Origin of the sequence: Nonomuraea sp. NPDC049695 (assembly GCF_040674955.1) — a bacterium.
Lineage (GTDB): Bacteria > Actinomycetota > Actinomycetes > Streptosporangiales > Streptosporangiaceae > Nonomuraea > Nonomuraea helvata.
On the sequence record NZ_JBFANV010000004.1, the window covers coordinates 161973 to 179781 of the forward strand.

At 69.8% G+C, this 17809-nt stretch carries 17 protein-coding genes; 4 read left to right on the forward strand and 13 right to left on the reverse strand.

Features of this window, described 5'->3' with window-relative positions; genetic code table 11:
• Positions 1-3: 3 nt before the first annotated feature.
• Entirely contained in the window at positions 4-726 is a 723-nt protein-coding gene (locus AB0J64_RS05585) for an SDR family oxidoreductase (protein ID WP_364021117.1), read from the reverse strand.
• A gap of 101 nt (positions 727-827) precedes the next feature.
• Between AB0J64_RS05585 and AB0J64_RS05590 the strand changes: the two genes are divergently transcribed.
• Positions 828-1685, forward strand: coding sequence for a helix-turn-helix transcriptional regulator (locus tag AB0J64_RS05590; RefSeq protein WP_364021120.1), 858 nt, complete (start codon positions 828-830; stop codon positions 1683-1685).
• Here the strand turns inward: AB0J64_RS05590 and AB0J64_RS05595 are convergent.
• Positions 1672-3162 (reverse strand): alpha-N-arabinofuranosidase, encoded by a 1491-nt coding sequence (locus tag AB0J64_RS05595; RefSeq protein WP_364021123.1) that lies wholly within the window; start codon positions 3160-3162, stop codon positions 1672-1674. The two genes, AB0J64_RS05590 and AB0J64_RS05595, sit on opposite strands and share 14 nt — an antisense overlap.
• 82 nt (positions 3163-3244) lie before the next feature.
• On the opposite strand from AB0J64_RS05595, the gene AB0J64_RS05600 reads away from it, so the two are divergent.
• Positions 3245-4258 carry a LacI family DNA-binding transcriptional regulator gene (locus AB0J64_RS05600; protein WP_364021126.1) on the forward strand — a complete coding sequence of 338 codons (1014 nt, stop codon included), beginning with the start codon at positions 3245-3247 and terminating at the stop codon, positions 4256-4258.
• A 10-nt stretch (positions 4259-4268) separates the two neighbouring features.
• A complete protein-coding gene (locus AB0J64_RS05605) occupies positions 4269-5216 on the forward strand; it encodes a DNA polymerase ligase N-terminal domain-containing protein (protein ID WP_364021129.1) in 948 nt (315 codons plus the stop codon).
• Between the two features lie 247 nt (positions 5217-5463).
• Here AB0J64_RS05605 and AB0J64_RS05610 read toward each other — a convergent pair whose 3' ends face one another.
• The 7 genes from AB0J64_RS05610 to AB0J64_RS05640 are packed head-to-tail and all read right to left on the reverse strand — an operon-like array spanning position 5464 to position 12826.
• Positions 5464-6453, reverse strand: coding sequence for an aldo/keto reductase (locus AB0J64_RS05610; protein ID WP_364021132.1), 990 nt, complete (start codon positions 6451-6453; stop codon positions 5464-5466).
• Positions 6450-7439 carry an ABC transporter permease gene (locus AB0J64_RS05615; RefSeq protein ID WP_364021135.1) on the reverse strand — a complete coding sequence of 330 codons (990 nt, stop codon included), beginning with the start codon at positions 7437-7439 and terminating at the stop codon, positions 6450-6452. The genes AB0J64_RS05610 and AB0J64_RS05615 overlap by 4 nt, the downstream gene beginning before the upstream one ends.
• On the reverse strand, positions 7436-8917 hold the full coding sequence (locus AB0J64_RS05620; protein ID WP_364021138.1) for a sugar ABC transporter ATP-binding protein: 1482 nt from the start codon (positions 8915-8917) through the stop codon (positions 7436-7438). Before AB0J64_RS05620 ends, AB0J64_RS05615 begins: the two co-directional genes overlap by 4 nt.
• A complete protein-coding gene (locus tag AB0J64_RS05625) occupies positions 8917-9939 on the reverse strand; it encodes a sugar ABC transporter substrate-binding protein (protein ID WP_364021142.1) in 1023 nt (340 codons plus the stop codon). Before AB0J64_RS05625 ends, AB0J64_RS05620 begins: the two co-directional genes overlap by 1 nt.
• 15 nt (positions 9940-9954) lie before the next feature.
• Positions 9955-10689 carry an SDR family oxidoreductase gene (locus tag AB0J64_RS05630; protein ID WP_364021145.1) on the reverse strand — a complete coding sequence of 245 codons (735 nt, stop codon included), beginning with the start codon at positions 10687-10689 and terminating at the stop codon, positions 9955-9957.
• Positions 10686-11984 carry an L-fuconate dehydratase gene (locus tag AB0J64_RS05635; RefSeq protein WP_364021148.1) on the reverse strand — a complete coding sequence of 433 codons (1299 nt, stop codon included), beginning with the start codon at positions 11982-11984 and terminating at the stop codon, positions 10686-10688. The genes AB0J64_RS05630 and AB0J64_RS05635 overlap by 4 nt, the downstream gene beginning before the upstream one ends.
• Entirely contained in the window at positions 11981-12826 is an 846-nt protein-coding gene (locus AB0J64_RS05640) for a fumarylacetoacetate hydrolase family protein (RefSeq protein WP_364021151.1), read from the reverse strand. Before AB0J64_RS05640 ends, AB0J64_RS05635 begins: the two co-directional genes overlap by 4 nt.
• Before the next feature lie 508 nt (positions 12827-13334).
• On the opposite strand from AB0J64_RS05640, the gene AB0J64_RS05645 reads away from it, so the two are divergent.
• On the forward strand, positions 13335-14519 hold the full coding sequence (locus AB0J64_RS05645; protein ID WP_364021154.1) for a cytochrome P450: 1185 nt from the start codon (positions 13335-13337) through the stop codon (positions 14517-14519).
• Between the two features lie 374 nt (positions 14520-14893).
• Here AB0J64_RS05645 and AB0J64_RS05650 read toward each other — a convergent pair whose 3' ends face one another.
• The 4 genes from AB0J64_RS05650 to AB0J64_RS05665 form a co-directional block, all read right to left on the reverse strand.
• Positions 14894-15676, reverse strand: coding sequence for a DUF559 domain-containing protein (locus tag AB0J64_RS05650; protein ID WP_364021157.1), 783 nt, complete (start codon positions 15674-15676; stop codon positions 14894-14896).
• 160 nt (positions 15677-15836) lie between these two features.
• A complete protein-coding gene (locus AB0J64_RS05655; RefSeq protein ID WP_364021160.1) occupies positions 15837-16247 on the reverse strand; it encodes a DUF2000 domain-containing protein in 411 nt (136 codons plus the stop codon).
• 55 nt (positions 16248-16302) lie between these two features.
• On the reverse strand, positions 16303-17136 hold the full coding sequence (locus AB0J64_RS05660; protein WP_364021162.1) for an SRPBCC domain-containing protein: 834 nt from the start codon (positions 17134-17136) through the stop codon (positions 16303-16305).
• 24 nt (positions 17137-17160) lie between these two features.
• Complete coding sequence (locus AB0J64_RS05665) at positions 17161-17736, reverse strand: helix-turn-helix domain-containing protein (protein WP_364021165.1); 576 nt, start codon at positions 17734-17736, stop codon at positions 17161-17163.
• Positions 17737-17809 lie beyond the last annotated feature (73 nt).

Genomic DNA, 17809 nt, shown 5'->3' on the forward strand with positions numbered 1-17809 from the left:
GGATCACCAGGGGTACGTGCCGCCCTCCTCGCTGAGGAAGACGCCGGTCGGGGCGTCGGGCATGGTGGCCTGGCGGGCCACGTGCTCGCCGCCCTCGTCGGCGGTCAGCACCCCGAGGTGGCCGTTGAGATCGGTGGCGCAGAAGCCGGGCGAGACCGCGTAGACCTTGATCGGCGTGTCGCGGAGTTCCTCGGCGTAGATCAGGGTGACGGCGTTCAGGGCGGCCTTGGAGGAGTTGTAGCCGAGCAGGGTCGCGTACGGGCGCCACTCGGACTTCTCGTCGGCCAGGAACGCGAACGTGCCCAGGCCGCTGGAGACGTTCACCACGCGGCCGGCCTCCGACCTGCGCAGCAGCGGGAGCATGGCGTTGGTCACGGCGACGACGCCGATCACGTTCGTCTCGTAGACCTCGCGGAGGGCGGCGACCGGGAGCCGGCTCGGCGTGCGCTCCTGGTCGCGGGAGATGGCGGCGTTGTTGATCAGCAGATCCAGGCGGCCGTACTCGCGGTCGATGGAGGTGGCGGCCGACTCCACGGTGTCCAGGTCGGTGACATCCAGGTGGACGAAGCGGGCATCCAGGCCCTCCGCCGCCAGCTGCGAGGCCGCCTTCGTGCCTCGCTCGTGGTCGCGGGCGCCGATGAGGACGACATATCCGGCCTTGCCCAGTACGCGGGCGGTGGCGTACCCGATGCCCTTGTTCGCGCCGGTGATGAGTGCGATGTTCATGGCCTCAGCCTGGGCGGAGCGGTGCTCGGGCGGGAGAGACCCGCGGAGCCCCGGATCGGCGGTCCCTGGTTACGGTGGCGCAGGTCAGGCATGCTGAGGGCATGGACCGGATCAACAGGGCGGAGCTTGCGGCGTTCCTGCGCAGCCGCCGTGAGCTGGTGCTGCCGTCCGACGTGGGCCTGGAGGGCGGCGAGCGCCGCCGCACCCCCGGGCTGCGGCGCGAGGAGGTCGCCCGGCTGGCCGGGATGTCGGTCGACTACTACGCCCGCCTGGAGCAGGCGCGCGGGCCGCGGCCGTCGCGTCAGATGCTCGGCGCGATCGCCAGGGCCCTGCGGCTGTCGGACGACGAGCGCTCCCACCTGTACTACCTGACCGGCGAGCCGCCGGGGCCTGCGCCCGGCCCGTCGCAGGAGGTCAGGCCCGGCGTCCTGCACCTGCTCGACCGGCTCCACGACACCCCGGCACTCGTTGCCGACGCCAAGTACGACGTGCTGGCCTGGAACCCGCTCGCCGCGGCGCTGCTCACGGACTTCTCCGCGCTGCCGCCCGGCGAGCGCAACCTCATCTGGCGCTACTTCACCGACCCACAGGCCAGGGCGCGTCACGACCCGGAGGGGGCGTGGCGGTTCGCCAGGGAGTCGGTGGCCGACCTGCGGGCCGCCTCCGCCCGCTATCCGGACGACTCCGGCATCCGCCGGCTCGTCGAACGGCTGCTGGCGAGCAGTCCGGAGTTCGCCGAGCTGTGGGCCGGACACGACGTGACCGTACGCAGGTCGGCGCGCAAGCGCATCAACCATCCGGCCGTCGGCCGGCTGGAGCTCGACTGCGAGACGCTGCACGTGCCCGAGGGCGACCAGTGGGTCGTGCTCTACACCGCCGCGCCGGGGACTCCGTCGTACGAGGCGCTGCGGCTGCTCAAGGTCATCGGGACGCAGGACCTCCGGGTCACGAGGCCTTGACGACGTTGAACGAGATCGGCGGCAGCAGCACGTTCAGCCGGTCGCCGTCGATCGTCGCACCCTGGACCGCACGGGGCTCGACGCGGCGGGGGTCGCGCTCGGTGTTGCGCGCGGCCGGGTCGTCGTCGGCGACCGTGACGTGCGAGATCCCCGTGAGGCGGGGCAGGCCGCGCAGGTCGATCGCCAGCGGCAGCGGGCTCTCACCGCGGTTCACCGCGAAGACCGAGAGCTCGCCCTCGTCCAGCGTGGCGGCGGCGGCCAGCACGGGCACCTCGCCGTAGCGCTCGATCGGCATGACCGGGGCCGTGGCCTCCACCCGCAGCACCCGTCCTCGGGCGTTGGCGGCGGTGAGCGCGAACGGGTGGAAGATCGTCTGCCGCCACGCGGGGCCGCCCGGCTCGGTGCGGATGGGGGCGATCACGTTGGCGAGCTGGGCCTGGCAGGCGATGCCGACCCGGTCGGCGTGGTTGAGCAGGGTGATGAGCAGGCTGCCGACGACCGCGGCGGCGGCCACGTCGTACTCCTCCTCGATGATGCGCGGCGCGTGCGCCCAGTCGAGGCTGCCCTCTCCCTCGAACAGGCTCTGCGACCAGACGTTCCACTCGTCGAAGGAGACCTTGAGCCGCTTGCGGCTGCCGAGCTTGGCCGCCACGTGGTCGGCCGTGGCGATCACGCCCTGGATCTGCTGCTCCATCTCCACCGCCGAGGCCAGGTAGGTGGCCCGGTCGCCGGCCACCGGGTCGTAGTAGGAGTGCGCGGAGATGTAGTCCACCTCGTCGTAGCAGTGCTCCAGCACCGTCGCCTCCCACGAGCCGAACGTGGGGATCCGCATGTTGGAGCTGCCGCAGGCCACCAGCTCGATGCTCGGGTCCACCCGGCGCATGGCCTTGGCCGTCTCGAACGCGAGCCTGCCGTACTCGTCCGCGGTCTTCCCGCCGATCTGCCAGGGGCCGTCCATCTCGTTGCCCAGGCACCACACCTTGATGCCGTACGGCTCGCGTACGCCGTGCTTGACGCGCAGGTCCGACCAGCGGGTGCCGCCCGGGTAGTTGGCATATTCGAGCAGGTCCCGGGCCGCGCTCACGCCTCTGGTGCCCAGGTTGACCGCCATCACCGGCTCGGCTCCCAGCTCCCCCAGCCAGGTCATGAACTCGCCGAGCCCGAACGCGTTCGTCTCGATCTGCCGCCACGCCAGGTCCAGCCTGGTGGGCCGCTCAGGCGCCGGCCCGACGCCGTCCTCCCATTCGTAGTTGGACACGAAGTTGCCACCCGGATAGCGGACGGCCGTCACGCCCATCTCCCGCGCCAGCTCGATCACGTCACGCCGCAGGCCGCCGTCGTCGGCGCTCTCGTGCCCGGGCTCGAACACGCCCGTGTACACGCACCGCCCCATGTGCTCGACGAACGATCCGAACAGCCGCCGTTCCACCGGCCCGACCTCGAATGCCGGGTCCAGCGTGAGCTTGGCGGATTCCATGGACAGTCCTCCTTGGTAGGCTTCGCCCCATCTATACATCGTTGTATTCAACGTTGTAAAGAAGCGCATACACTGTCTGTCCATGGACAAAGCTCGCGTCGGCCTCAAGGACGTGGCCCGCCTGGCCGGCGTCTCGGTGAAGACCGTCTCCAACGTGGTGAACGGCTACGTGCACGTCACACCGGCCACCAAGAGCCGGGTCGAGGCGGCCATCAAGGAGCTCAACTACCGGCCCAATCTCTCGGCCAGGAACCTGCGGCAGGGCCGCACCGGGATCATCGCCCTGGCCGTGCCCGAGCTGGACACCCCGTACTTCGCGGAGCTGGCCCGTTTCGTGGTGGCGGCGGCGGAGGAGCAGGGGCTGACGGTCCTGATCGACCACACGGGCGCCTCGCGGGAGCGCGAGCAGCTCGTCGCCGAGGGCTTCCGCGCCCGCCTGATCGACGGCCTGATCTTCAGCCCGCTGGCGCTGACGCCCGAGGACCTGGCCGCCCGCATGGACGACACGCCGATGGTGCTCCTGGGCGAGCGGGTCTACGAGGGTCCGGCCGACCACATCGTGGTGGACAACGTCGCGGCGGCCAAAGAGGCGACCCTGCACCTGGCCTCGCTCGGCCGCCGCCGCATCGCCGCCGTCGGGGCCAAGGACGACGAGGCGGCGGAGACGGCCCGGCTGCGTCTCGAGGGCTACCGCCGGGCCCTGCGGGAGGCTGGGCTGCCACTGGACGACCGGCTGGTGATCCCGGTGGAGGCGTACCACCGGGCGGACGGGGCCCGCGCGATGGCCGAACTGCTCGACTCCGGCGCCGCGCCCGACGCGGTCTTCTGCTTCAGCGACCTGCTGGCCCTGGGCGCCTTGCGTACTCTGCTCGAACGCGGTCTCAAGGTGCCGGGTGACGTGGCGCTGGCGGGCTTCGACGACATCGAGGACGGCCGGTACGGCACCCCCACCCTGACCACGATCTCCCCCGACAAGCAGTCGATCGCCCGCCAGGCGGTGGACCTGCTGGCTGAGCGCATCGCCGGCGCCTCTCGCGAGGCACGCGAGATCCGGGTGCCGTACGAGCTGATGATCCGGGAGAGCACGGGCGGGTAGTACCCGTGTCGTGTCCGACAAACTGGAGCGATATCGCAGCAAACGCGACGCCGGCCGCACCCCCGAGCCCATCCCCTCGTCGCCGCCCTCCTCCGGGGACGGCCACGCGTTCGTCATCCAGGAGCATCACGCCCGCTCACTCCACTGGGACCTGCGCCTGGAGCGCGACGGCGTACTCGTCTCCTGGGCCGTCCCCAAGGGCCTGCCGGCCGACCCCGGCACGAACCACCTGGCCGTGCATACGGAGGACCACCCGATGGAGTACCTCACGTTCCACGGCGAGATCCCCCAGGGCGAGTACGGCGGCGGCACGATGACCATCTGGGACGCCGGCACGTACGAGGCGGAGAAGTGGTCGGATCGCGAGGTCAAGTTCGTCCTGCAGGGAAAGCGCGCCTCCGGGCGTTTCGTGCTGTTCCAGACGCGCGGGAAGAACTGGATGATCCACCGCATGGACGCCCTGGCCCGCGACCCGTTCCCACAGGTCGAGCCCATGCTCGCCACCGAACGCGCCAGGCCGCCCAAGGACGTCTCGGCCTACGCCTTCGAGTTCGCGTGGGGCGGCCGGCGCCTGCTCGTGCCCATCGAGGGCGGGCGCACCACGGCCGCGCGGGAGCACCCGTGGCTGCGCGGGCTGGCCAGGTCGTTCGGCAGTCGCACGGCGGTGCTGGACGGGGAGCTGGCCACGCTGGGGGGCACTGAGATCCTGGTCTTCTACGACCTGCTGTACGACGACGGCCACTCGCTGCTCGACCAGCCCTACACGGTGCGGCGGGCGGCGCTGGAGGCGCTGGAGCCGGCGGGCGGCCACTGGCAGACCGCGCCGTCGTGGCCGGGCGAGGCGGGGCCGGTGCGCCAGGCGGCCCGCGAACAGGGGCTGCCCGGGATCGTCGCCAAGCGCCTCGACTCCCCGTACGAGCCGGGCCCGTCGAAGTCCTGGCTGTTCATCCCGTCCTGACCTCTCGGCCCCGGGCACGCGGCGTCCACCTCGGCATGGGCGCGGCGGTCCTCTTGACGCTCTGGACAGCGGGCGCGCGGACGGGCGCCACCACCGCGACACGCGGCCACCGTGACACGCGGCGCCCTGGAGGCGCCGCGCCGACCACGTGGACAAGCACCACAGCGGCCGTGATGCCGTCCCGGGACGCGCCGTTCGGGTGGCGGGTGGCGGCCACGCCGTCCGGCGGTCGTCGAGCCCTCTCGCCTCAGGCAGCGCCCTCCGACAGCAGACCCTCCGACTTCAGCTCCTCCCAGAGCGCGTCCGGCACCGGCCTGGACCAGAGGGCGGCATTGGCGGTGACCTCCTCGGGCGAACGGGCGCCCAGGACGACGGCGGCGACGGCCGGGTGGCGCAGGGGAAAGGCCATGGCCGCCTGGGGCAGCGTGACACCGTGGCGCTCGCAGGCATCCGCGATCCTCGTCGCCCGCTCCAGCAGCGGCGCCGACGCGGGCTGGTAGTTGTACGTGCCCGACGGCCGCGGCGTGGCCAGGATGCCGCTGTTGAAGACGCCCGCCGCCAGCACCCTGACCCCGCGTCGCACGCACTCCTCCAGGAGCGGCAGGCCGGACTGGTCGAGCAGGGTGTAGCGGCCGGCAAGCATGACGACGTCGATGGAGGTCTCCTGGACGAAGCGCAGCGGCGCCTGCCACTGGTTCATCCCGACGCCGATCGCCTTCACCACGCCCTGCGCCCGAAGCTCGGCCAGCGCCGGGTACGCCTCCGCGAGCGCCTGCTCCAGGTGGTCGTCGGGGTCGTGGATGAGAGCGATGTCGACGGACGGGAGCCCGAGGCGGGCCAGGGACTCCTCCAGGGACCTGCGCACGCCGTCGCCGGAGAAGTCCCACACCCGTCGGAGCTCGGCGGACACGTCGAAGCCCTCGTCGTCGCGGCCGCCCTGCGAGGACGCCGGCACGAGCAGGCGGCCGACCTTCGTGGACAGGACGTAACCCGAGCGGCCTTTGAGCGCCGCGCCGAGTCGGCGCTCCGAGAGGCCGAGCCCGTAGTGGGGCGCGGTGTCGAACAGGCGCACCCCGCTGTCCCACGCCGCGTCGATCGTGGCGCGCGCCTGCTCCTCCGGCACGTCCTGGAACAGGTTGCCGATCGGAGCCCCGCCGAAGCCGTGACGCGGCAACTCGAGCCCGCCGGCCCAAGACTCACTTTCGGAGCCGGTACGGGGCTCCTCGATCTCGCTCAATCTTGTGCCTTTCCGCCCGCGATCCGGCTGATCATCAGGGCGACGAGAATGATGGCGCCGTAGATCACCGGCTGCCAGAAGCCGGAGACGCCGATAAGAGTAAGGATGTTCTGGACCAGGCCGATGACCAGCACGCCGGTGAGTGCGCCCAGGATCGTGCCCTTGCCGCCGTCCATGCTCACGCCGCCGATGACCGCCGCCGCGAACACCATGAAGATCCACCCGACACCCTGGTTGTTGCCGATCGCCCCGAGACGGCCGGTCTCCAGGATCCCGGCCAGCGCCGCCAGCGTTCCGCCCAGGATGAAGACGCCGTACAGCACCCGATCCACCCGGATGCCGGCGGCGCGGGCGGCGTCGGCGTTGCCGCCGATCGCGTAGAGCGCGCGGCCGAGCCTCAGGTAGGCCAGGCCGAAGATGCCCGCCGCGAACAGCAACCCGGCGATCCAGATGGCGGCGGGCAGGCCGAGCCACACCGCGCTGCCCAGGTAGAGGATCGAGTCGGGGAGCTGGAAGAGCGTCTTGCCCTCCGTCGGCCCCTGCAGGAAGCCGTGCACGATGATCAGCATCGCCAGCGTGACGATGAACGCCGACAGCTGGAACCTGATGATCAGGAAGCCGTTGAACGCCCCGATGGCCGCGCCGATCAGCAGGGCCAGCGGGATCACCAGGGCGCCCGGCAGCCCGATGCCGAACCCGCCCGCCGACGCCGGGATCACCAGCATCACCGCGATGGCCGGCGCGGTGCCGACCGTCGACTCCAGCGAGAGGTCGAACTTGCCGGCGATGAGGATCATCGCCTCGGCCAGCACGAGGAGCGAGATCGCCGCCTGCTGCTGGAGCACGTTCGTGAGGTTGCCCGCCGTCAGGAAGGTCGGGTCGAGGAACGCGCCCACGACGAGCAGGATCACGATCACCGGCACCAGCGTCAGGTCACGGAACCTGGCGAGGCGCATCCGCGGGGGCGGCGCAGTCAATGTGGTCAATCTTCTATGCCTTCCATCACGGCCACGAGCTCGTGGTCCGCCCAGCCACGCGGCACGTCCTTCACGACCCTTCCGTGGAACATCACCAGCACCCTGTCGCAGATGCGCAGGTCGTCGAGCTCGTCGGAGACCACCACGGCCCCGGCCCCGCGCTCGACCGCGTCCTCGACGGCGCCGAGCAGGGCCTGTTTGGCCTTGACGTCGACGCCGGCGGTCGGGTTGATCACGACCAGCACGGTCGGATCGTCCACGAGTGCCCGCGCGAACACCACTTTCTGCGCGTTGCCCCCGGACAGGTCAGCGACCGGCTGGTCAGGCCCTTCCGTCTTGATGTCGAGATCCCGGATCAGCCGGCCGGCCTTGGCCCGGCGGCGCGCCGGCGACACGAACCCGTACCGGCCCAGCTTGCGCGCGATCGGGAACGTGGCGTTCTCCCCCACCGAGAGCAGCGGGACGAACCCCTCGTGGTGGCGGTCCTCCGGCACGAACCCGAGGCCCGCCCGCATCGCGGCCGGCACGTCACCCGGCCTGACCCGGGTGCCGTTGACCGTGACCGTGCCGGAGTCGGCCTTGCGCAGCCCGACGAGGGTCTCGGCCAGGCCGACCTTGCCGCTGCTCGCGGACCCGGCCAGGCCGACGACCTCGCCCGACTTAACGGAAATATCAATATCTGAGTAGCGGCCGCCGAGCGAGAGGCCCTCGCCCGACAGCACCACCGTGTCGCCGGGCGTGCGGGCGCGCGACTCGTACGCCGCCGTGGCCTCCCCCGTCATCGCGGCGACCAGCTCGTCGTGCGGGAAGCCGGCGACCGGCCTGGTCACGATGTGCCGCGCGTCGCGGAAGACCGTGACGCTCTGGCAGATCTCGTACACCTCGTCGAGGTGATGGGAGATGTACATCATCGTGACGCCCTGCTCGCGCAGCGAGCGCATGCGGGCGAACAGCCGCTCGATGGCCGGCCCGTCGAGCCTCGCGGTCGGCTCGTCCAGGATGATGAACCTGGCGCCGAACGACAGCGCGCGGGCGATCTCCACGAGCTGGCGCTGCTCGACAGTCAGGTCACCGGCCAGCGCCTGGGCGTCGACGTCCACCTCGTACGTCTCCAGCAGCTCACGCGCCCTGGCCCGCAGCGCCCGCCAGTTGATCGTGGCGCCCTTGGCCGCCTGACGGTTGAGGAAGAGGTTCTCCGCGACCGTGAGCGCCGGGATGATCGTGGACTTCTGGTAGACGCAGGCGACGCGCTGCCGCCACGCGTCACGGTCGGCGAGGGCGGGCGCCGGCTCTCCCGAGAACAGCACCTCGCCCTCATCGGCCGGCTGGAGCCCGGTGAGGATCGACACCAGGGTGGACTTACCCGCGCCGTTCCGGCCGACGAGCGCGTGGGTCTCACCCTCGGCGATCGCGATCCCCGCGCCGTTGAGCGCCACGGTCGGGCCGAAGCGCTTGACGACGTTTCGGGCTTCAACGTGATTTTTCATCACTTGACCTGATTACCCCAAAGGCTCTTGTCGTCCACGTTCTCCTTCGTCACGAGCGGCGCGGGGAGCTGGTCCTCCAGGCCGTTCGGGAGCTGGATGATGGTGCTGTCATGGTCGGTGGGGCCGGGCTTGAACGTCTTGCCCTCCAACGCGGCCTTGGCATAGAAGAGCGCGTACTTGGCGTACAGGTCGGCCGGCTGCGACACCGTGGCGTCGATGTCGCCCTTGCGGATCGCCTCGTACTCCTGGGGGATGCCGTCGTTCGACACCACGAAGATGTGCTTGGGGTCGCTCGGCGGGACGAGCAGCCCCTTCTGCTTCAGCGTCTGCAGCGTCGGAGCCAGGTGGACGCCGCCGGCATGCATGTAGATGCCCTTGATGTCAGGGTTCTGCTCCAGACGGGTCTGCAGCATGGACGCGGCCTTGCTGCCCTCCCACTCCGTCGGCTCGCTGAACACCGTGATGCCAGGGAACTTGGTCTTCATGCACTCCAGGAACGCCTCCGACCTGTCACGGCCGTTGATCGAGCTGAGCGCGCCCTGGAGCTGCACGACCTTGCCCTTGCCCCCCAGCTTCTCGCCGAGGAACTCGCAGGCCTTCGTCCCGTACGCGCGGTTGTCGGCGCGTACGACCATGTAGACCTTGCCCTTGTCCGGACGGGTGTCGACGGTCACGACGGGGATCTTCTTGTTCTCCAGCTGCTGCAGGAGATTGGCGACGGCGCCGGTGTCCTGCGGGGCCATGACGATCGCCTTGGCTCCCTGGCCGACCAGCGCCTGCACGTTGTTGACCAGCTTGGCCACGTCGTTCTGCGAGTTCGTGGCAGGCATGAGGTCCACCTTGAGCTCGCCGGCCATCTGGGGGACGTACTTGATGTAGGAGTTCCAGAAGTCGGAGTCGGCGCGCGGGTGGTCGATGCCTATCTTTCCGCCGCCCCCTCCTCCTCCCGACGTTGCGCCTGAGCCACACGCGGTGACGACCGCCAAGAGGGCCGCTGCCGCGACCGCCGATCCGAACTTCATGGGGGGTTACCTTCCTTAGTTGGTCGCCCTGAGGCGGAGCCCCTGCATCCCGCCGTCGACCGCGATCGAGGTCCCGGTGGTCGCACCGGCTTCCGGGCCGGCGAGGTAGGCGATCGCCGCGGCGACCTCCTCCGCGCTGACCAGACGGCCCATCGGCTGCCTGGCGTTGAGTGCGGCACGCTCCGCCTCGGGGTCGTCGGCGGAGTCGAGCAACCTGCCGACCCACGGTGTGTCCGCGGTGCCCGGGTTGACGCAGTTGACCCGGATGCCTTCACGGATGTGGTCCGCGGCCATCGCGAGCGTCAGCGACAGCACCGCGCCCTTGGTCGCGCTGTAGAGCGCCCGCTGCGGCAGCCCCGCGGTGGCCGCGATCGAGCAGGTGTTGACGATGGAGGCGTGCTCGGACCTCCTGAGGTACGGCAGCGCCGCCCGCGCGACCCGGACCATGCCGAGCACGTTGACGTCGAACACCTTCTGCCACTCGCTGTCCGGGTTGTCCTCGATGGTGCCCTGCGCGCCGATGCCCGCGTTGTTGACGAGCACGTCGATGCCGCCGAGGCGGTCGGCGGCCTCCGCCACCGCCGCACGTACCCCGGCGTCGTCCGTCACGTCCACCTTGATCCCGATGAACGGCTCGCCGGGCGGGTTGATGTCGAGGCAGGCGACCTTCATGCCGCGCTCGGCGAGCAGGGTGGCGGCGGCCAGGCCGATGCCGGAGCCGCCGCCGGTGACGATCGCTTTCAGGCTCACGCGTCCCTCCAGATCTCGCCGCCGGGGAAGGTGTGGGCGGCGATCGATTCTGCGTGCATCTCCGCGCTGAAGCCGGGCGCGGAGGGTGCGACGTACCTGCCGTTGCGGATGACGACGGGGTCCACGAAGTGCTCGTGGAGGTGGTCGACGTACTCGATCACGCGGCTGTCCATGGAGCCCGTGACCGCGACGTAGTCGAACATCGACAGGTGCTGCACCAGCTCGCACAGCCCGACACCGCCCGCGTGCGGGCACACCGGCACGCCGAACTTGGCCGCCAGCAGCAGGATCGCCAGGTTCTCGTTGACACCGCCGACCCTGGCCGAGTCGATCTGCAGGTAGGAGATGGCGTTGGCCTGCAGGAGCTGCTTGAACACGATGCGGTTCTGTACGTGCTCGCCGGTGGCCACCGGGATGGGCTCGATCCCCCTGGCGATGGCGGCGTGGCCGAGCACGTCGTCGGGGCTGGTCGGCTCCTCCACCCAGTGGGGGTTGTACTCGCGCAGCGCGTTGATCCACTCGATGGCCGAGCCGACGTCCCAGCGCTGGTTGGCGTCGATCGCGATCGGGAAGTCGGGGCCACAGACCTCGCGGGCCACCCTGAAGCGGCGCCGGTCGTCGTCGAGATCGGCGCCGACCTTGAGCTTGATCTGCTTGAAGCCCTGGTCGAGCGCCTCCTTGCAGAGCCTGCGCAGCTTCTCGTCGTCGTAGCCCAGCCACCCGGGGGAGGTCGTGTAGGCCGGGTAGCCGTCCTCGATGAGCCGGCTTATCCGCTCCTCCTTGCCCTTCTCGGCATTCCTCAGGATCTGAAGGGCTTCGTCGCGCGTGAGGGCGTCGCTCAGGTAGCGGAAGTCAATGAGGTCGACGATCTCCTCGGAGGACATCTCGGACAGCAGCCGCCACAACGGCTTGCCCGCCCGCTTGGCCTTGAGGTCCCACAGGGCGTTGACCACGGCGGAGATCGCCATGTGCATGACCCCCTTCTCGGGGCCCAGCCAGCGCAGCTGCGAGTCGTTGACCATGTCCTTGTAGAGCGCGCCGAGGTCTTCGACGTCCTTGCCGACCACGTACGGCTCGAGCGCGCTGATGGCCGCGGTCTGGATGTCGTTGCCGCGCCCGATCGTGAACGCGAACCCGTGCCCCTCGAACCCGTCATCGGTCTTGAGCACGACATAGGCCGCGGAGTAGTCGGGATCGGGATTCATCGCATCCGAGCCGTCGAGCTCGCGCGATGTCGGGAAGCGCACGTCGTGCGTCTCCATCCCGATGATCCGGTACGAGCCTGGAGTCGTCATGCCTGCCCCACCGTCTGACGCTGCCGGCCGAGCCCTTCGATCTCCAACTCCATCACGTCACCCGCACGCAGGTACGGCTGCCCCGGCATGCCCATCGCCACGCCGGCCGGCGTGCCCGTGTTGATCACATCGCCTGGCTCCAGGACCATGAACTGGCTCAGGTAGCGCACGATCTCGGCCACATCGAAGATCATGTTCTTCGTCTCGCCGTCCTGGCGCGTCTCGCCGTTCACCCAGAGGCGCAGGGCCAGGCTCTGCGGGTCGGCCACCTCGTCCGCCGTCACCAGCCAGGGGCCGAGCGGGTTGAACGTCTCGCACGACTTGCCCTTGTCCCACTGGCCGCCGCGTTCGAGCTGGAACTCGCGCTCGGAGACGTCGTTGGAGATGGCGTACCCGGCGATCACGCCGAGCGCCTCCTCCCGGCTGCCGAGGTAGCGGGCCTCCTGCCCGATGACGATCGCCAGCTCCACCTCCCAGTCGGTCTTCACGCTGCCCCGAGGGACGAGCACCTCGTCGTACGGGCCGATGACGGTGTTGGAGGCCTTCATGAACACGACCGGCTCGGCCGGCACGTCGAGGCCGGACTCGGCGGCGTGGTCGCTGTAGTTCAGGCCGATACAGACGACCTTGCCGGGACGCGCGATCGGAGCGCCGATGCGCAGCCCCTCGGCGTCGACGATGGGCAGGGCACCGCGCTCGAGCGCGTCCCGGACGCGCGCCACTCCCCCGGAAGCGAGGAAAGCCCCATCGATCTCGGGCTCTCCGATGTCGCGCAGGTTACCGGCGTCATCCATGACCACCGGGCGTTCCTGACCGACAGGTCCTACTCGCAGCAGCTTCACACCGCATCCTTCACATATACATCGGATGTCTCGTTTCACGATGCTCGTGCGACCAGCGGGAGCGTGTCAAGGGCGGCGAGAGGGATACCTCCGATCCGTGACCTCGAAAGACATCCTCACGAGCCGGTCGACGCCTGTGAATCGACTTAACCGCTCCGATGGTTACGTTCACATACACGAATGCAAGCCCTCCAAAACATCGGAGGTGAAACCCACCTCAAAGCCCCTCACCAAAGGCGGTTGCGCGCAGGTGACAACTGCGATCAATACCCCTACCCGCCATCAAAACGACACACCCCCCACACCGGGCCAGGAGGCGCAACGCCACACCGGCCGGACGATGTCACGTCACCGCGCCCGCACAGGACCCTGTCGACGCCGGGACCCCATTGGCCCGGCGACATGCGGCCATCGCACACCTACATTCCTCCTTGACGACCGTACAGGGACGTAATAGAACACGTTTCAATAGGACTTAACCAAGCGCTTGATCAAGAGGGTGAATCGGGTGCACATCAACCTCGTCGACAGGGACATTTACGCGACAACCGGACCACCACTCGAGCAGCTCGCCTGGCTCCGCGCGAACTCTCCCGTCCACTGGCACGACGGCGCGCCCGGCTTCTGGGCCGTCACCCGATATGAGGATGTGGTGCACGTATCGCGGCACTCGGACCTCTTCTCCTCGTACCGCAAGCTCGCCCTGTTCGAAGAGCTGACCCAGGAGCAGATCGACCTCCAGCGCCACATGATGCTCAACCAGGACCCGCCCGAGCACACGAGACGGCGTTCGCTGGTCAACCGGGGCTTCACCCCGCGCACCATCGGAAGCCTCGAAGAACACATCCGGGACATCTGCGACGACCTCCTCGACAAGTGCACCGGCGAGATCGACTTCGTCACCGAAGTCGCCGCGCCGCTCCCTCTGTACGTGATCTGCGAGCTGCTCGGCGCGCCCGTGGCCGACCGCGACAAGCTCTTCACCTGGTCCAACCGCATGATCGGCAGCCAGGACCCCGACTACTCGAGCACCCCCGAGCAGGCCTCGGCCGCCGCCATGGAGGTCTACGCCTACGCCAGCGAACTCGCGGCGCGGCGCAAGGCCACCCCGAGGAACGACATCGCCACCAAGCTCCTCCAACCCGACGAGCACGGCGAGACGCTCGACGAGGACGAGTTCCAGCTCTTCGTCCTCCTCCTGGCCGTGGCCGGCAACGAGACCACCCGCAACGCGGCCTCCGGCGGCATGCTCACCCTCTTCGAGCACCCGGACCAGTGGGACCGCCTGGTCGCCGACCCCGCCCTCGCCAAAACCGCCGCCGACGAGATCGTCCGCTGGGTCTCCCCGGTCAACCTCTTCCGCCGCACCTCCACCACCGACCAGGTGCTGGGCGGGCAGGAGATCAAGGCCGACGACAAGGTCGTCGTCTTCTACGCCTCCGCCAACCGTGACCCCTCGGTCTTCTCCGATCCTGAGGTCTTCGACATCACCCGCGACCCGAACCCGCACATCGGCTTCGGGGGCGGCGGCGCCCACTTCTGCCTCGGCAACCACCTGGCCAAACTCGAACTCCGGATCCTCTTCGAACAACTGGCCCGCCGCCGCCCCAACCTCCGCCAGACAGGCCCGGCCCGCCGGTTGCGCTCGAACTTCATCAACGGCATCAAGGAACTTCCCGTCGCAGTCAGCTGACATCTCATCCATCGAGCGGTATGACGCGTGGGTACGGCACGCGCCACCGAGGGGCGCGACGCGTGGGTGCGGCACAAGCCCGCCAAGCGGCGCGACCGGCCCGCGCCGCACACGGGGTGCACCATGCGCCGCCGCTCGTGCGCGTGACGCGCCCACTCGTCGCGGATGGTGCCACGGCACCGCCCTGCCGCAGTGTGGGCGGCGTCGGCATCGCCACCCGACCGCGGGAACCGTAGCCGCGCGGCACCGTGACCACGCCCAGCGCCGTGCCGTGTCGGTCGTCGTCCCGCTCCACGAGCCGGACGGTGAGCCTCCGCCACCAACGCAGGCGACAGACGACGGCCGGACAACCGGAGACGGCGGGCGGCGGTGGATCACCGGAAGCGGGAGCGGCGGCGGGCGGCGCGGATGCGGCCGAGGATGCGGTTGGTGCGTTCCGGCCCCGGCTGCCAGCCGCGCTCGATCAGCGCGTCGGCCACGTGCTGCAGGAGGTCGGCGATCTGGCCGGGGATGACGTCCCTCCGGACGGCGATCACGCGCCAGCCCCGCCTCCGGAGCTCCTCGCGGCGATCGGTGTCGTGTCGCTGGTCGGCGGCCGTGGAGTGGTGCTCCCGGCCGTCGTACTCCACGGCGACCTTGAACTCCTCCCAGCCCAGATCGAGGTACGCGAACCGGTCGCCGTCCGCCTCGACCCTGATCTGGGTGGTGGGCCTGGGAAGCCCGCCCTCGACGAGGATGACCCTGAGCCAACTCTCCCGGGGAGAGGCGGCGCCCCGGTCGGCCAGGGCGAGCGTGTCGCGCAGACACCAGGAGTTGAACGGACGGTGCCACAGGGCTTCGAGATCGACACCCCTGCGCGCGAACTGGTCGAGGACGGCCACCGCCTTCAAGCGAGGCAGCCAGCGGGCGCAGTCGAGAGCCGTGCGCTCGACGGTGGTGAGGCGGACGCCCTTGTGCGTGGCGATGTCCTCCGGCGGAAGGGGTGCCAGGTAGGTGACGCAACCGGGAAGCGCCAGATGGCCGGGGGCGGTCAGCTCTATGGGCCAGTCGGCTTCGCAGGCCTCCAGGACGTCCAGGCCCCAGACGTGGGCGGCCGTCCGGCGGCAGGCGACGGCCTGCGGAACCGCTCGAGTGACCCGGCCGGCCCGCTCGATCAACGAGAGACGAGGGGCCGGAAGAGGGTGACCGTCCGTGGGAGGCCCGTTGGGAGCGGGTGGGAGGTGCGGCATGGCGCCAAGGGTGCTACGGCGCGCTGCCGAGCGGGGCGGCCGAATGGGATTCTGTGGATGAGGGCCGGTCATCCACAGCCACCGAAGGTCAGGGGTGCAGGGAGAGGCCCTTCAGGACCTTGTCCACGCCGTTCTTCGGCCCATGGATCGCCACCCCCACCAGCGCGAGGTCGTCGGCCTCCACCGCCCGCACGGCCGCCCGGTTGTCCGCGTCGTGCCCCGTCTTGAACATCTCCTCGATGTACACGGCGACGTCCATCCCGCGCCCCATCGCCTTCTCGCGGACGCCCCGCAGCTCCGTCAGATCAGCCGCATAGACCAGCACCGGCTGCCGGATCATCGGCAGGTACGAATGGCCCGACCCGTCCTCGTACGGCTCCCCCATGACCCCCGGCACCCCGCCCGCCACGGCGCTGGACAGGAAGGCGGTGACGTTGAGCTTCTGCCATGCGGCCAGATCCGCGCGGACCACAATGCCGATCTTGGTATCGAAACGCATGTCACCAGTGTCCGCCCCCTGTCCAAATCGCGTCTTGCACGCTGGTGCGGTACCGCTACGCCGCGAAGACCGGCTGCCAGTCGGGCACCTCGTGGTAGCGCCGCAGCTCCGCGACCCCGGCCAGGATCCCGCCCCACGCCGCGTACGGAGGCCGTTCCGCGTCGAACCCGCTCTGCACCAGCGTCAGCCGGGTCCTGCCCTCCGACCCCTCCAGCTCCCACGTCCCGACCCCGGTGCCGCCCCAGTCCAGGGAGAACTTCCGGCCGGGCTCGAGCTCGAGCACCTTGGCCGGGCTCGGGTCGTTGGCGAGGCCGCCCATCGCGAACCGGCCGCCCACGTACGGCTCGATCTCGATCGGGAAGCCGAACCACTTGGTCACCGCCTCCGAGTCGATCAGCGAGTCGAACACCTGCGCCGGCGGCGCGTCGATCGTGACCCCGGCACGCAGGTCCGCAGAGGTGTAGTCGACCTTGGGCGTGAGCTCGCGTCCCTCGAAGTGCTCGGCCAGGTTGGCGAGGGCCTGGCACCAGTACGTCTGCAGCACCCCTCGGATGCTCTTGCCGGTGATGGCGTCCTGGAAGTCGAAGTGCGTCTGCGACAACGACACAACGGTCGCGTCCCCGTCCTCCGTTAACTGGAACTCGGCGGTGGTCTCCTCGCCGTCCAGCAGCCACGCGAACCGCACCGTACGCTCGTCGGCATGCAGCAGCCGCTGGTGCGGCGCGTCCCCCTCAGGCGTCGTACGCCCCCAGAACCCGAACCGGTCGGGCAGCTCCACCTCGGCGTGCTCCGCGAGCCAGATCCGCAGCGCGGCCGGGTCGGTGAGCGCGTGGCGGACCTCCTTGAGCGGCGCCTGAACGCGGGCACGAAGAATCATGGGCTCGGTCATGGTCACTTCCTCCTCTGAAAACCGTCAGGGGCCTTCCGTGGCCCCGGGCTGGTCGGCGGCTTTGGGATAGCAGGCGACGGCCAGCTTGAACGCGTCCCCTTCCGCCCCGCCGTACCGCGTGAACAGGTCCTGCAGCATCGTCTGGAGATCGTTCAAGAACTCCTGACGCCTCTCGGGCAGCACGTGGATCTCCCCGGACAGCCCGATCGACGGGAGCTCGGGCGCGCGCCTGTCGAGTGCCGCGACGTCCGCCTGGACCTCCTCCATGAGGTCCAGGAGGTAGCCGAGGCTCAGCTCGTCACGGGCCTTGCGCAGCCCGATCCGGCCGACCAGCCGGGGCGACAGCCAGTACGAGCGCGCGCTGGCCTGGTAGATGCCCTCGTGGACCCCGCGCACCTTGCGCTCCGACACCAGGTCCACGAGGCCCGCCTCGACCAGCCGCTTGACGTGGTAGTACACCCGCTGCGGCGTCTGGCCGAGCCGTTCGGCGACCTCTGAGCACGTACGCGGCTCGGCCAGCTGCCGCAGCACCTCCACGCGCTGCGGCTTGAGCAGCGCCTCGGCCTGCTCGATCTCTTCCAGGTACAGGACGTCTCTCATCGCAAAAACAATCCTTTACGTAAAAATCTGTTTTGTCAATGGCGATCGAGAAGCGAAGAGATGGCATATGACT

Bases quoted from the DNA above. Each gene is read 5' to 3' on its own strand.
- AB0J64_RS05595 (WP_364021123.1), bottom strand. From the start codon at position 3,162: ATGGAATCCGCCAAGCTCACGCTGGACCCGGCATTCGAGGTCGGGCCG.
- AB0J64_RS05590 (WP_364021120.1), top strand. From the start codon at position 828: ATGGACCGGATCAACAGGGCGGAGCTTGCGGCGTTCCTGCGCAGCCGC.
- AB0J64_RS05655 (WP_364021160.1), bottom strand. From the start codon at position 16,247: ATGCGTTTCGATACCAAGATCGGCATTGTGGTCCGCGCGGATCTGGCC.
- AB0J64_RS05660 (WP_364021162.1), bottom strand. From the start codon at position 17,136: ATGACCGAGCCCATGATTCTTCGTGCCCGCGTTCAGGCGCCGCTCAAG.
- AB0J64_RS05585 (WP_364021117.1), bottom strand. From the start codon at position 726: ATGAACATCGCACTCATCACCGGCGCGAACAAGGGCATCGGGTACGCC.
- AB0J64_RS05625 (WP_364021142.1), bottom strand. From the start codon at position 9,939: ATGAAGTTCGGATCGGCGGTCGCGGCAGCGGCCCTCTTGGCGGTCGTC.
- AB0J64_RS05600 (WP_364021126.1), top strand. From the start codon at position 3,245: ATGGACAAAGCTCGCGTCGGCCTCAAGGACGTGGCCCGCCTGGCCGGC.
- AB0J64_RS05635 (WP_364021148.1), bottom strand. From the start codon at position 11,984: ATGACGACTCCAGGCTCGTACCGGATCATCGGGATGGAGACGCACGAC.
- AB0J64_RS05620 (WP_364021138.1), bottom strand. From the start codon at position 8,917: ATGAAAAATCACGTTGAAGCCCGAAACGTCGTCAAGCGCTTCGGCCCG.
- AB0J64_RS05665 (WP_364021165.1), bottom strand. From the start codon at position 17,736: ATGAGAGACGTCCTGTACCTGGAAGAGATCGAGCAGGCCGAGGCGCTG.